Annotated in this window: 16 protein-coding genes; 5 read left to right on the forward strand and 11 right to left on the reverse strand. The window is 67.3% G+C overall.

Annotated features, from left to right (window positions below; all coding sequences use genetic code 11):
* Positions 1-23 precede the first annotated feature (23 nt).
* Both HGK58_RS02370 and nhaA read left to right on the forward strand, forming a co-directional pair.
* Complete coding sequence (locus HGK58_RS02370; protein WP_168625936.1) at positions 24-530, forward strand: ASCH domain-containing protein; 507 nt, start codon at positions 24-26, stop codon at positions 528-530.
* Positions 531-736: 206 nt separating this feature from the next.
* Positions 737-2,047, forward strand: a complete 1,311-nt coding sequence (gene nhaA, locus HGK58_RS02375; protein WP_349236105.1) for a Na+/H+ antiporter NhaA — start codon at positions 737-739, stop codon at positions 2,045-2,047.
* Here nhaA and HGK58_RS02380 read toward each other — a convergent pair.
* Positions 2,020-2,568, reverse strand: a complete 549-nt coding sequence (locus HGK58_RS02380) for a DinB family protein (protein WP_168625937.1) — start codon at positions 2,566-2,568, stop codon at positions 2,020-2,022. The two genes, nhaA and HGK58_RS02380, sit on opposite strands and share 28 nt — an antisense overlap.
* Before the next feature lie 43 nt (positions 2,569-2,611).
* On the opposite strand from HGK58_RS02380, the gene HGK58_RS02385 reads away from it, so the two are divergent.
* Both HGK58_RS02385 and HGK58_RS02390 read left to right on the forward strand, forming a co-directional pair.
* Positions 2,612-2,908: a DUF2470 domain-containing protein gene (locus HGK58_RS02385; protein WP_168625938.1), complete on the forward strand. Its 297-nt coding sequence runs from the start codon at positions 2,612-2,614 to the stop codon at positions 2,906-2,908.
* Between the two features lie 166 nt (positions 2,909-3,074).
* Positions 3,075-3,719, forward strand: a complete 645-nt coding sequence (locus HGK58_RS02390) for a biliverdin-producing heme oxygenase (RefSeq protein ID WP_168625939.1) — start codon at positions 3,075-3,077, stop codon at positions 3,717-3,719.
* A gap of 1 nt (position 3,720) precedes the next feature.
* Here the strand turns inward: HGK58_RS02390 and HGK58_RS02395 are convergent, their stop codons facing one another.
* Positions 3,721-5,019, reverse strand: a complete 1,299-nt coding sequence (locus HGK58_RS02395) for an AAA family ATPase (RefSeq protein ID WP_168625940.1) — start codon at positions 5,017-5,019, stop codon at positions 3,721-3,723.
* Positions 5,020-5,128: 109 nt separating this feature from the next.
* Here HGK58_RS02395 and HGK58_RS02400 point away from each other — a divergent pair, with 109 nt between their 5' ends.
* Positions 5,129-6,115: a hypothetical protein gene (locus tag HGK58_RS02400; RefSeq protein WP_168625941.1), complete on the forward strand. Its 987-nt coding sequence runs from the start codon at positions 5,129-5,131 to the stop codon at positions 6,113-6,115.
* On the opposite strand, the gene HGK58_RS02405 is transcribed toward HGK58_RS02400, so the two are convergent.
* From HGK58_RS02405 to HGK58_RS02445, 9 genes are all read right to left on the reverse strand, one after another.
* On the reverse strand, positions 6,112-8,067 hold the full coding sequence (locus tag HGK58_RS02405) for a cytochrome c oxidase assembly protein (protein WP_349236106.1): 1,956 nt from the start codon (positions 8,065-8,067) through the stop codon (positions 6,112-6,114). The genes HGK58_RS02400 and HGK58_RS02405 overlap by 4 nt on opposite strands.
* 98 nt (positions 8,068-8,165) lie before the next feature.
* Positions 8,166-8,453 (reverse strand): HU family DNA-binding protein, encoded by a 288-nt coding sequence (locus HGK58_RS02410; RefSeq protein WP_168625942.1) that lies wholly within the window; start codon positions 8,451-8,453, stop codon positions 8,166-8,168.
* Positions 8,454-8,495: 42 nt separating this feature from the next.
* A complete protein-coding gene (rpsN, locus tag HGK58_RS02415; protein WP_168625943.1) occupies positions 8,496-8,801 on the reverse strand; it encodes a 30S ribosomal protein S14 in 306 nt (101 codons plus the stop codon).
* Positions 8,802-8,803: 2 nt separating this feature from the next.
* On the reverse strand, positions 8,804-8,971 hold the full coding sequence (gene rpmG / locus HGK58_RS02420; protein ID WP_168625944.1) for a 50S ribosomal protein L33: 168 nt from the start codon (positions 8,969-8,971) through the stop codon (positions 8,804-8,806).
* On the reverse strand, positions 8,971-9,207 hold the full coding sequence (gene rpmB, locus HGK58_RS02425; RefSeq protein ID WP_168625945.1) for a 50S ribosomal protein L28: 237 nt from the start codon (positions 9,205-9,207) through the stop codon (positions 8,971-8,973). The genes rpmG and rpmB overlap by 1 nt, the downstream gene beginning before the upstream one ends.
* 174 nt (positions 9,208-9,381) lie before the next feature.
* Complete coding sequence (locus HGK58_RS02430) at positions 9,382-9,765, reverse strand: transcriptional repressor (RefSeq protein ID WP_168625946.1); 384 nt, start codon at positions 9,763-9,765, stop codon at positions 9,382-9,384.
* Positions 9,762-10,643, reverse strand: a complete 882-nt coding sequence (locus tag HGK58_RS02435) for a metal ABC transporter permease (RefSeq protein ID WP_168625947.1) — start codon at positions 10,641-10,643, stop codon at positions 9,762-9,764. Before HGK58_RS02435 ends, HGK58_RS02430 begins: the two co-directional genes overlap by 4 nt.
* Entirely contained in the window at positions 10,643-11,470 is an 828-nt protein-coding gene (locus HGK58_RS02440) for an ATP-binding cassette domain-containing protein (protein ID WP_168625948.1), read from the reverse strand. The genes HGK58_RS02435 and HGK58_RS02440 overlap by 1 nt, the downstream gene beginning before the upstream one ends.
* Positions 11,467-12,390, reverse strand: a complete 924-nt coding sequence (locus tag HGK58_RS02445; protein WP_168625949.1) for a zinc ABC transporter substrate-binding protein — start codon at positions 12,388-12,390, stop codon at positions 11,467-11,469. Before HGK58_RS02445 ends, HGK58_RS02440 begins: the two co-directional genes overlap by 4 nt.
* Positions 12,391-12,477: the final 87 nt, after the last annotated feature.

The raw sequence follows: 12,477 nt of genomic DNA on the forward strand, positions 1-12,477 counted from the left end.
TTGCTGGCTGGGAGAATCGGTTCATGACCGATACCCGCACGCCGGCCGCTGAGCCGGACCTGGCCGCAGCGGCCGCTATGTGGGCGCTCTACGCACACGCGCATCCGGATGCCATCCGCGGCGAGGACTATACGGTCGACCGGTTCGGCGACTCCGCAGAGCTCGCGGACCTGCTGCTGCGTCAGGTCACCCACGGCCCGAAGCGCGCCACGTCAACGCTTGTCGCCGACTTTGCCGCCGAAGGCGAGGAGTCGCCTCGCATCGGGTCCCACTGGGTCGCGTGTGATGGCGCCGGAGCGCCTCGTGCGATTCTCCGGACCCTCGAGCTGCGTATCGGCGACTTCGGCAGCGCCGACGAGTTGTTCGCGTTCGATGAGGGCGAAGACGACCGCTCGCTGGAGAGCTGGCGGGCGGAGCACCGCCGGTACTGGCAGCGCACGAGCGCTGCGCGCGGGGCGACCTGGTCGGAAGCCGACGAGATCGTGTTCGAGCGTTTCGCGGTGGTCTGGCCCCCCGAACTCGCCGACTGACCGCTGGGCAGTCCTCTCCCCCGACAAGCGCTCGCGCGGGTGTTTCTTGCTCGCGCGGGTGCTGCAACAACCGCGCGAGCACAATTCACCGCGCGGTGGCGCGGTGGGCGACAACGGGCCGCGCGGCGAAGGCGCCGACTACACTTGCCGAAGGTGCGCCGGGAAGTCTGGTCGGCAATGAGACCGCCGACCCCGGAAGGCACCTTGTGACCCAGCAACGCTTCCCCGCTCGCGGCAGCTGGCCAGAGGCCAGGCGCATCGCCGAGGTGCTCCGCAAGGAGACAGTCGGCGGCATTCTCTTGGTGGTCGCCGCGGCCATCGCGCTTGTCGTGGCCAACTCCCCGCTCGCAGACGGCTACTTCGCCGTGCGCGACTTCAGAGTGGGACCCGCCGAGTGGAGCCTCGACCTGACCATCGGCCAGTGGGCCTCCGATGGACTGCTCGCGATTTTCTTCTTCCTGATCGGGCTCGAGCTGAAACGCGAGTTCGTCGCCGGTGACCTGCGCCACCCGCGCACCGCGGTCGTGCCCGTGGTCGCGGCTGCCGGCGGTGTGCTCGTGCCAGCCGTCATCTTCGTCGCCGTCACCTGGGGCGATGCGCTCGCGTTCCGCGGGTGGGCGGTGCCCACCGCGACCGACATCGCGTTCGCCGTCGCGGTGCTCGCCATCATCGGGTCGCACCTGCCGAGTGCGTTGCGCATCTTCCTGCTCACCCTCGCGGTGGTCGACGACCTCATCGCGATCACCATCATCGCGGTCTTCTACACCGAGGCCGTCATGCCGCTGTACCTCCTGCTGGCGCTCATCCCGATCGGCGCGCACCTGCTGCTCGCCCGGCGGTTCTCTTCGACCCTCGCTCGACACCGCCTCGCGGCGTGGGGAATGCTCGTGCCTCTCGGAGTGATCGCCTGGCTGCTCGTGCACGCATCGGGAGTGCACGCGACCGTCGCCGGCGTGCTGCTCGCGTTCACCATCCCGGTGCTGCGACCCGGCGGCGCGGCCGGGCCGGGCCTGGCGGAGGTTTTCGAGCATCGTCTGCGACCCCTCTCCGCTGGCTTCGCGCTGCCGGTGTTCGCGTTCTTCGCTGCGGGGGTGGCCATCGGTGGCGCCGACGGCTTCTTCACCGCGCTCGCGCATCCGGTCACCCTCGGCATCATGGCGGCGCTGGTTCTCGGCAAGCCGATCGGGATCGCCGGAAGCACGTGGCTGGTCACGCGGTTCACGACCGCAGAACTCGAGCGGTCGTACGGCTGGATCGACCTGGTCGGCATCGCGACCCTCGCCGGGATCGGGTTCACCGTGTCATTGCTGATCGGAGAACTGGCATTCGGCCACGACGACTACGGAGACCTCGCGAAGGTCGGCGTGCTCACGGCGTCAGTGGCCGCAGCCGTGCTCGCGGCCCTCATCCTCACCGCACGCAATGGGCGCTACCGGCGGATCGAGCGCGCGGAGAGCGCGGACGACGACCGGAACGGCATCCCGGATGTCTATGAGACCGGCGGGACCGCTTCCTGACGCGGCTTGGTGACGTCCCAGAGGTGATGCTCGGGGTCGTGAATCAGGTACTTCGCGAGCGTCGCAACGCTGAACTGGGCTCCGTCGCCGCGCGTGCCGGGGCGAGACCAGGCGGCATTCGGGACCGCGTCGAGCGCGTCGGCCAGCTCCTGCCCGGCGACCAGCAGCTCATCGGCGACCACGGCCGGGTCCTGCTCGTTGTACCGTTCGGCGGCCGCGGTCTCGTCCTGGTCCCAGCTGGGGAACGTCGGGTTGTCCTCGGTCAGCATGAGGTCCAGTCGCACCCGGAAGATCCGGAACACGTCCCGCACGTGCGCTGCGTACTCGAGCGGCGACCAAGTGTGCTCATCCGGTCGCACCCGCACGTCGGGGCGATCCAGCACGCCCGGCCAGAGGTCCGCGACACCCCGCACCAGGTTCGCGACATCGTGCTCGCTCGTCGTGGACGCGTCGAACGTGCACTCGGGACACGGGCGCTCGAGCACCCAGGTCCAATCCTTGGTGTCCGCAGGGATCCTCATCCATCAATCGTGCACCAGTTGGCTCCGAGGTACCGTAGATTTCATGCCAACCTTCTCCCCCGACGTCATCAGCGCTGTGCTCGCTCACATGAACGGCGACCACTCGGATGACAACCTGCTGATCGCGCGGGCGTTCGGGAGCCCGGATGCCGACACCGCGACCATGACAGGGCTGGACGACGTCAGCGGTCACTGGGAGTACGCGATCGGCGACGACGAGCACGAGTTGAGCGTGCCGTGGTCGGTCACGATCAGCGAGCGACCGGAGATCCGGCGGGAGATCGTAGCCCTGTACGACGCCGCGTGCGCAAAGCTCGGCATCGAACCGCGGCCGCACTGACTCGCACCTCGCCGGCATTTGACCCATCCCAAGGAAATCCGGCCACGAAGGTGTCGACACCAGGCATCCGGACCCGACTGAACCCGAATCTCCTTGAAACGGGTTCAGGGCTTTCTTCAGGTTGGACGCCTGGGTAAGCTTAGGGTTACCTAACCTAAGGAACTCGATGAGCGTCATCCCCTTCTCGCAAGCGCTGCGCGAACGCACCTGGACCGATCACGGCAGCACCGAGAGCGAGACGTTCATGTCCGACCTCATGCGCGGCAAGGGGACCCGCGACGACTACATTGCCCTCGTCGAGCAGCACTACTTCATCTACGCGGCGCTCGAATCGGCGGCTGAGCGGATGGCGGACGATCCTGTCGCCGCGCCGTTCATCTCGCCGCAACTGACCCGGATGCCCGCGCTGGAAGCGGACCTCGAGTTCCTGATCGGTCCCGATTGGGCGGCGCGCATCCGGCCGTTGCCCAGCACGCAACGCTATGTCGATCGCATCACGGAGGTCGGCAGCAGTTGGCCGGGCGGATTCATCGCGCACCACTACACGCGCTACCTGGGCGACCTGTCGGGCGGTCAGGTAATCCGCCGCCTCATGCAGCGCCAGTTCGGGTTCGAGACCAACGGCGTGGGCTTCTACCTGTTCGACCAGATCGCCGACCCGAAGCAGTTCAAGAACACCTACCGCGAACAGCTCGACTCCGTCGACTGGGACGCGGATGAATGCGCTCGCGTGATTGACGAAGTGGTGCTCGCCTACCGGTTCAACGCCGACCTGTTCGTCGACCTCTCCGCAGCCAAGGCCGCCGCCTGACTCAGGTCGCCGCGGCCGCCTCGATGCCGGGGATGCGCTGCACGCCCGACATGAACCGCCGCACGTTCTCGTCGACGATGATGTCGGATGGCCGCAGCGGCCTGGTCAGGTAGAGCCCGTCGAGGTCGGTGATGCGGCTGAGCGCGACGTAGGTCTGCCCTGGCGCGAACGACCGTTGGCCCAGGTCGACGATTGCGCGCTCGTAGGTCTTGCCCTGCGATTTGTGGATCGTCACCGCCCACGCGAGCCGCAACGGGAACTGGGTGAACTCGGCGACGATGTCCCGCCGCAGCTGCTTCGTCGCCGGCGAGTAGGAGTACTTGTACTTCTCCCACACCGCCGGCTGCACCTCATGCACCTCACCGTCGATGTCGACCCAGACGGTGTCGGCGATCTTCTCCACGGTCCCGACGGTGCCGTTGACCCAGCGCTGGTCGCTGTCGTTGCGCAGGAACATCACTCGCGCACCGACCTTGAGTTCGAGCCGGTCGTCAGCCGGGAAGGACCGTCCACCGAAGTCGCCGTTGATCTCCGCGTTGGCGGTCAGTGCCCGCCCTGGCAGTCGGCCGAGTTCGGATGCGTTGATCCGGTTGACCGTGTCGTTGCGGGTCGCCAGCGTGATCGCGTCATCCGTCGGCGCCGGCCGCGCGCCCACCGCGTTCAGCCGCCCCGCTATCTCCGCCGTGACCATGCCGTGCCGCACCGCGTTCAGGAGGTACTTGAACTCCTCCTCATGCTGACGGTGGATCGTGGTGAGCTCGACGATCTTCAGCTCGGCTTCGGCCCAGACCCGGGCGTCAAAGAACCACATCGACCGGTATTGGTCGGCGAAGTAGGCCCGCTCGTCGCCGTCACCCGGCACAGGAGCGAGCTGGTACGGGTCGCCGAACAGCACAATCTGCACGCCGCCGAACGGTTCATGCCTCCGCGCCCTGGCTTGCCGGAGGCTGCGGTCGATCGCATCGAGCAGGTCGGCGTTGACCATCGACACCTCGTCGATGACGAGGGTGTCGATGGTGTTCAGCAGTTTGCGCAGCTCGGCGCTCTGCTCCAGCTCGTGGTCGGCGATGACCCCGATGGGGAGCCGGAACAGCGAGTGGATGGTCTGCCCGCCGACGTTCAGCGCCGCCACCCCTGTCGGGGCTGCGATCACGAGCTGCTTTGACGTGTGCCAAGACAGGTGGTTCAGCAGCGTCGACTTACCGGTGCCCGCACGCCCGGTCACGAAGACATGGTCGCGCGTGCCCTCGATCATCTCGAAAACCGCCGCTTGCTCGGCGGAGAGCTGTGGCTGGCTCAATCAACTACTCCCGCCTGGTTCCGACTACCCAATCTACTGCGCGCCACCGGCACGCCCGCGCCGACCCCGCCCGTCTGTGGGTTTCGCGCCCGACCGTAGGATTGAGTGCATGGCGAACGCATCCGGCACCCCCGAGCGGGGCCGGGTCATCGCCGGATGGCTCATCCTCCTCGGCCTGATCATCGCCGGGTTCATCGCCACGGTCGTGACCCTCAACCAGACGGTCTTCAGCGCGCAGGGTTTCGTCACCCACTACCTCGAGGCCCTCGAGCGACGCGACGTGCCGGCGGCGCTCGCGACCGAAGGCGTCACCGCGGTGGAGGGCGCGAGCGACAGCCTGCTCGCCCCGGATGCGCTCGGCGAGCTGTCCGACATCGACATCGTCGCCGAGGAGGTCTTCCCCGATGTCCGCGTGCTGACCGTCGCCTACACGCTGGACGGGGTGGCAGGCGAGACCGAGTTCTTCGTTGAGCCCTCCGGCAACCGGTTCGGGCTGTTCTACGGCTGGTCCTTCGCCCGGAGCCCGATCAGCGTGCTCGAGGTGACACCGCTGCACGCCGCCGAGTTCACCGTCAACGGCATCCGGCTCTCCTCAGCCGGTGCCAACCAGCCGAGCGCCTGGCAGGTGCTGACCCCCAGCCGGTACGTGCTGAGCCACGACTCCAGGTACCTGACCGCGACTGACGTGCCGGTGCGGGTGACGACGCCGAACAGCATCGTCCCGGCCGAGGTGGACGTGCAGGCCAGTGCCGAGTTCGTCTCTCAACTGCAGGACGAGGTCGACTCGTTTCTTCAGGACTGCGCCGCACAGCAGGTGCTGTTCCCCAGCGGATGCCCGTTCGGGCTTCCCATCGACGACCGTGTCGAGAGCGCTCCACAGTGGTCGATAGCCGAGCATCCGGTGATCAGCCTCGTGCCCGGTGACACGTCCGACGTCTGGGTGGCGCCGGAGACCGCGGGCGTAGCGCACCTGAGCGTCGAGGTGCGGTCGCTGTTCGACGGCTCGCTGTCGCGAGTCGAAGAGGACGTGCCGTTCACGATCAGCTGGGCTGTGACGCTGCGCGAGGATGGCGGCGTCTCGATCGACGTGCTCTAACCGCGCTTCTCGAGCTTCTGCAGCATGTCGTTGTAGGCGCTGAGCTCGGCGCCGCCGTCCCGGTCGTCCCTGCGGTCGAGGCGCTTCGCCTCCTTCTCGTCGCTGCGTGCCCACATGACGGCAACCGCGATCGCCAGGGCGATGGTGGGGATCTCGCCGACGCTCCAGGCGATCCCACCGCCGATCTGCTGATCCTCGAGCGCGCTGGGGCCCCAATCGCGACCCATCGCGCCGTACCAGTCGGCCAGCAGCAACCCGGTGCCGGTCATCAGGCCCAACCCGAAGAAGGCGTGGAACGCCATGGTGGCCAGCAGCACGATGAGCCGCATCGGGTAGGGCGCGCGGTACGGCAGCGGATCCACCCCGATGAGCGCCTGCACCAGCAGGTAACCGGTCAGCAGGAAGTGGACGATCATGAAGGTGTGGCCGATGTGGTCCTCTGCCGCCCACCGGAACAGCGGCGAGTAGTAGAAGATCCACAGCGATGACGCGAAGAACGCGCCGGCGACGATCGGGTTGGAGAAGAAGCCGGCCCACCGGGACTGCACGGTGAGCAGGATCCACTCGCGCGCGCCACGACTGCCATCCGACCGCTTCTGGATCGCCCGCATGGCGAGCGTGACCGGCGCGGCGGGGGCGAGGAAGAGCGGCACAGCCATGCCGATGAGCATGTGCGCGAGCATGTGCGAACTGAATAGGAACTGCTCGTAGACGTTCATTCCGCCGTTGGTGACGTAGAACAGCAGCGCGAGGCCGACCAGCCACAGGATCGTGCGGTACACCGGCCAGCGGTCGCCGCGGCGGCGGAGTCGCCACACGCCCGCCAGGTAGAAGAAGGCCAGGAACGCGGTGATGAGCACCCAGAGGATGTCGAAGTCCCACTCGGTGAAGTACCGCTCGAAGGTGAGCGGCGGCGGCAGGGGCTCACCGGTGAGGAGGGCGGCCGGCGACGAGTCGAACGGTTCCTGCGCCACCGGGGTCGGGGTGGCGGCGAGTCCGGCTGCGACACCCGATGCGACGCCCATAACGACCACCTCGGCGACGACCAGCCACCAGAAGCCGACTCGCTCCGGCAATCTGTCGTTGACCATCCGGCCGATCACGAAGCGGCGCTGGAAGGCGCCGAACCCGCCAAGCGTCACGAGCGCGAGCACCTTCACGATCACGAGCACGCCATAGGGCGACAGGATGCTCTCGACCGAGCCGATGCGGATGGCGGCGTTGACGGTGCCGGAAGTCGCCACGACGATGAAGCTGACCAGGGCGAGGGTCGAGTAGCGCGACAGCACCGTCACCAGCCGCCCGGGGCCGAGCGTGCCGCGGATGAGCACCAGCGTGACCAGGCCACCGAGCCAGACGCTCACGAACACCAGGTGCAGTCCGAGGCTGCTCACGGCGGCGTCGTGGCTGGCTGCCCCGGCGGCGTGGCCCATGAGCGCCAGTGGAACCAGGCCGACAACGCCGAGTGCCGCGACCAAGGCCACCGCGGTGCGGTTGCGCACCGCGAAGCAGAGCACCGTGACGACAGCGGGCACGACCGTGGTGGTCAGCCATAACCGGCCGATCTCGAAGTTCACGAGGTAGTTGCCGAACTGCTGCCCGAAGGTCGGGTCAAGGCTCGGCTGCAGACCGGAGACGCTCAGGTAGGTGAAGAAGGTGGCCGCACCCGCTGCGATGGTCCAGGCTGCTGCCGTCGCGGATGCGACATCCATCGCCCGGTCGAACGCGGCCTCCTTGCCAAGCGCGAAGCATGCGAGCACGAGCGCACCGATCGTCGTCGCCGCGGTCACGTCGAGCGCGAGCCGGGAGATGGGCACGCCGTAGCGCACGATCGCGCCGGGATCGAACCGCGGCGCTTCCGCGCCGCCCCCGAACTGCAGCGCGGCGACCAGCGACACCAGCGCGGCCAGCAGCAGGGCTGCGGGCGCCAGCAATCGGATGGTTCTCGGCACCACCCCAGCCTACGTACTTAGCGGAGCACGCACCGAACGCCCAAGAAACACGAAAGGGCGCGAGACCAGAAGTCTCGCGCCCTCACACGTGGTGTACGTTACTTGGCGGCAGCCTTCAGCTTGCTGCCAGCGCTGACCTTCACGCCGTACCCTGCAGCGATCTGGATCGCCTCGCCGGTGGAAGGGTTGCGTCCCGCACGAGCGGCACGGTGGGTGCGCTCAACCGAGATCCAGCCCGGGATGGTCACCTTGACGTCGTTGCCGACGGACTTGGCGAGCGTGGTGAACAGAGCGTCGAGCACACCGTTGACCGCGCTCTGGCTCTGACCGGTGTCCGCGGCAATGGCCGCGACGAGCTCGGTACGGTTTAGTGACTTGTCAGCCATCGATTGTCCTCCTCGGACGAATGAATGTGGTGAAAACTGAACTTACCAGCTTGACTTCGTGATTCCGGGCAATTCGCCGCGGTGCGCCATTTCACGGAAACGCACACGGGAGATGCCGAATTCACTCAGGAACCCACGGGGACGGCCGTCGATCGCGTCGCGACCGCGAACACGGACCGGCGAAGCGTCGCGCGGAAGCTTCTGCAGGCCGAGGCGTGCGGCCTCGCGCTGCTCGTCGGTGGAGGTCGGGTCGACGAGTGCCTTCTTCAGCTCGGCACGACGCGCGGCGTAACGCTCGACGATGACCTTCCGCTGCTCGTTCTTGGCGATCTTGCTCTTCTTGGCCATGCTTAGCGCTCCTCGCGGAATTCGACGTGCTTGCGCACAATCGGGTCGTACTTCTTCAGCACGAGTCGGTCAGGGTTGTTGCGGCGGTTCTTGCGGGTCACGTAGGTGTACCCGGTACCGGCGGTCGACCGCAGCTTGATGATCGGGCGGATGTCCTGTTGCTTTGCCACTAGATCTTCTCCCCACGTGCGAGCAGGTCCTTGACGACAGCCTCAATGCCACGGGCGTCGATCACCTTGATTCCCTTGGCGCTGAGCGTCAGCGTCACGTTCCGACGAAGCGACGGCACGAAGTACGTCTTCTTCTGAACGTTCGGGTCGAAGCGCCGCTTGGTGCGACGGTGCGAGTGCGAAATGCTGTGTCCGAAGCCGGGAGTGGCGCCGGTCACCTGGCAGACAGCTGCCATGGTGGTACTCCTGTTCTGATCTACCGTGGGACGATCGCCCCACCCAAGGTCACTTGTCGGCATGCCAGATCCGAGATTCTTTCCGCTCGGATGGCACACAAAGAAAGGCGGGAATCCGCCTGACCTAAAGAGAATAGTCGACGCGGCGGATGCGCGCAATGTGGCTCGGTCGGACTACTTGGCGCAGTCCGGGCAGAGGCCGAAGATGTCGATGACGTGGTACTCGTGCGTGAACGAGTTGTCGGAGGCCACCTTGCGTGCCCACTTCTCCACCGCGGCGGCCTCGATCTCGACCGTCCTGCCGCATTGCCGGCAGATCAGGTGGTGGTGGTGACTGTCCGTGCGACAGGCGCGGTACAGCGTCTCGCCGTCATCCGACTGGAGGCTGTCGGCGTCGCCGTCGCTGGCGAGGTCCGCCAGCGCACGGTAGACGGTGGCGAGCCCGATCGCGGTGCCCTGCGTGACGAGTGTGGCGTGCAGACCCTGCGCGCTCACGAACCCGCTCTGCTGCTCGAGTTCGTCCCGCACCGCGTCACGCTGCCAGGTCTTGCGCCTCATGCCGACACCCTAACCCTCTCGATGCGCCGCCCGGGCTGGCCCTTCTTTGCCCGCGCCCACCCGATCAGGCGGCACACGCAATAGATGAAGAACGAGATCGTGGTCACATACGGACTGATCGGCAGGCCACCGCCGAGCGCGAGCAGGATGCCGCCGACGACCGAGATCACCGCGAACGCGACGCTGAGCAGGGGCGTGTACAGCGGCGACGTCGTCACGCGCATCGCCGCAGCCGCCGGGGTGACGAGCAGCGCGAGCACGAGCAGCGCGCCGACGATCTGGATGGACACGGCCGTCGCGAGCCCCAGCAGCACCATGAAGACGATGCCGATCCGGTCGACCGGCAGCCCGCGTGCCCTGGCGACATCCTCGTCAACGCTCGCGAAGGTCAGCGGCCGCCAGATCAGGAACAGGCCGATCAGCACGACGATCGAGATGCCGATCAGCAGTGTCAGCTGGGGGTCGTCCACCGACACGATCTGGCCGGTGAGCAGGCCGAACTTGTTGGCGGCGCGACCCTCGTACAGGGAGAGGCACAGGATGCCCAGGCCGAGCCCGAACGGCATGAGCACCGCGGTGATCGAATTGCGGTCCCTGGCCTTCGTACCGAGCAGGCCGAGCAGGATCGCGGCGAGCAGCGACCCGAGCAGCGAGCCGGCAACCACATTCACGCCAAACAGCAGGGCCGCGGCGGCACCCGCGAACGACAGCTCGCTGATGCCGTGCACCGCGAACGCGAGGTCGCGCATCATCACGAACGTGCCGATGAGCCCGCCGACCAGCCCCAGCATCGCGCCCGCGATGATCGAGTTCTTCACGAGGGCAAGAAGCTGGCCGTAGTCGGTGAAATTGAACAGCTGGGAGAGGAGCTCGTCCATCAGGCGCCCCCTCCCGTCCGGTGGTGCTCGAGGTGGTCGTGCACGCCGTAACCCTCCGGCGCGCCGAGCACGGCGACTCGTCCGCGCGAGTGGATGACCTCGATCGGCGTGTTGTACATGTAGGAGAGGACCTCGGAGCGCAGCACCTCATCCGGAGTCCCGATCCGGAACCGACCGCCGGCGAGGTACAGCACCCGGTCGACGAACGGCAGCACCGGGTTCACGTCGTGCGTGACGAAGATCACCGCGGTGTCGAGCAGCCTGCGCTGCTCGTTGATCAGCTCGCTGATCGTGCGCTGGTGATGCAGGTCGAGCGACGATAGCGGCTCGTCGCAGAGCAGCAGCCTCGGTTTCGCCGCGATCGCCTGCGCGACACGGACCCGCTGCTGCTCGCCGCCGGAGAGTGTCGCGACTGGCATGTCCGCGTAGGCGGTTGCCCCGACCTGGCCGAGCACTTCCTTCACTCGTGCCCTGGTGGCGTGCATCGTCATCGGCGGGCCCCAGCGCTCGCCCTCGATCCCCAGCGCGACCAGGTCGCGCGCGCGCAACGGCGTGCCGTCCTGGAACAGCCGTTGCTGCGGGATGTAGCCGATGTCGCGGCTGCCGGTCCGGGCGGGCGCACCGAGCAGCTCGATGGTGCCGGCGGTGAGCTTCTGCTGCCCGATGACCGCACGCAGCAGGCTCGACTTGCCGGTGCCGTTGGGTCCGAGCACGGCGATGAACTCGCCGGGGGCGACGTCAAGGTTCAGGTTGTGCCACAGCTGCCGGTCACCGAAGTCGAGGGTCGCAGCCCGGATGCTGAGCACGGGTGCGCTGTCCCCGGTCACCTGTCTGCTCCCATCGCCGCGAGCACTGCCGTGACATTGGAGTCCATCCAGCCGACGTAGTCGGCGCCGTCAGGAAGCGTCTCGGTCATGGCAACCACGGGGATCCCCGCGTCGCGTGCGGCCTCGACGACGCGTTGGATCTCGGAGCCGGAGGTCTGCTCGTTGTGCACGACGAGCGAGACGCTGCCGGACTCGAGCGCCCGCAGCGCGTCGAGCAGCACCGCCGGAGCGACGTCGATGCCTCCCTCGACGGCCGCAACGAACGGCGCAGGGGTCTCGTCGATGAAGCCGAGTTCGGCCAGCAGATACCCGGGCACCGGCTCGGTGGCGAGTGATCCGTCACCTGCAAACTGATCGCTCACCGAGTCGACCCGGTCGATGAGCCCCTCGAGTCGACCCGCGAAACCGGCGAGGTTCGCGCGATAGTCCACGGCACCGGCCGGGTCAACCTCGGCGAGTTGTGCCGCGAGCGCAGCGCTGAACGCATCGATCACATGCAGGTCGTACCAGACGTGCTCGTTGAACTCCCCGCTGTGCGAGTGGCCGTCTTCGCCGTGCGCGCTCTTCTCCGGCGCATCCTCGGCGAACTCGGAGACCGTGAGCACCGTCGCGTCGGATGCCTCCAGCAGGTCGTCCATGAACACGTCATAGCCGCCGCCGTTCTCGATCACGACGTCAGCGCGCGCGACCGCGAGCTGGTCGCGCGCGGTGGCCTCATAGCTATGCGGATCCTGCGCGACACCGGTGATTATGCTCGTCACGTCGGCGCGGTCCCCCGCGATCGTGCGCGCGATGTCGCCGTAGACGTCGGTGGAGGCGACAATTCGGATGCCGTCGGGCGCGTTGTCCGCGCCCGGCGCCGCGCATCCGGTGAGCGCGACCGCGAGCACACCGACCAGCGCGAGGGGAGTGGTCTTCATCAAAGGGACCTGTTCTAAGGGCGGGGTTGGAGACGCCCAGACGAAGATTACGTGCTAATGATAATCGTTGTCAAAAGTAAAGTTGCT

This window comes from Cryobacterium sp. BB307 (assembly GCF_012274275.1).
Lineage (GTDB): Bacteria > Actinomycetota > Actinomycetes > Actinomycetales > Microbacteriaceae > Terrimesophilobacter.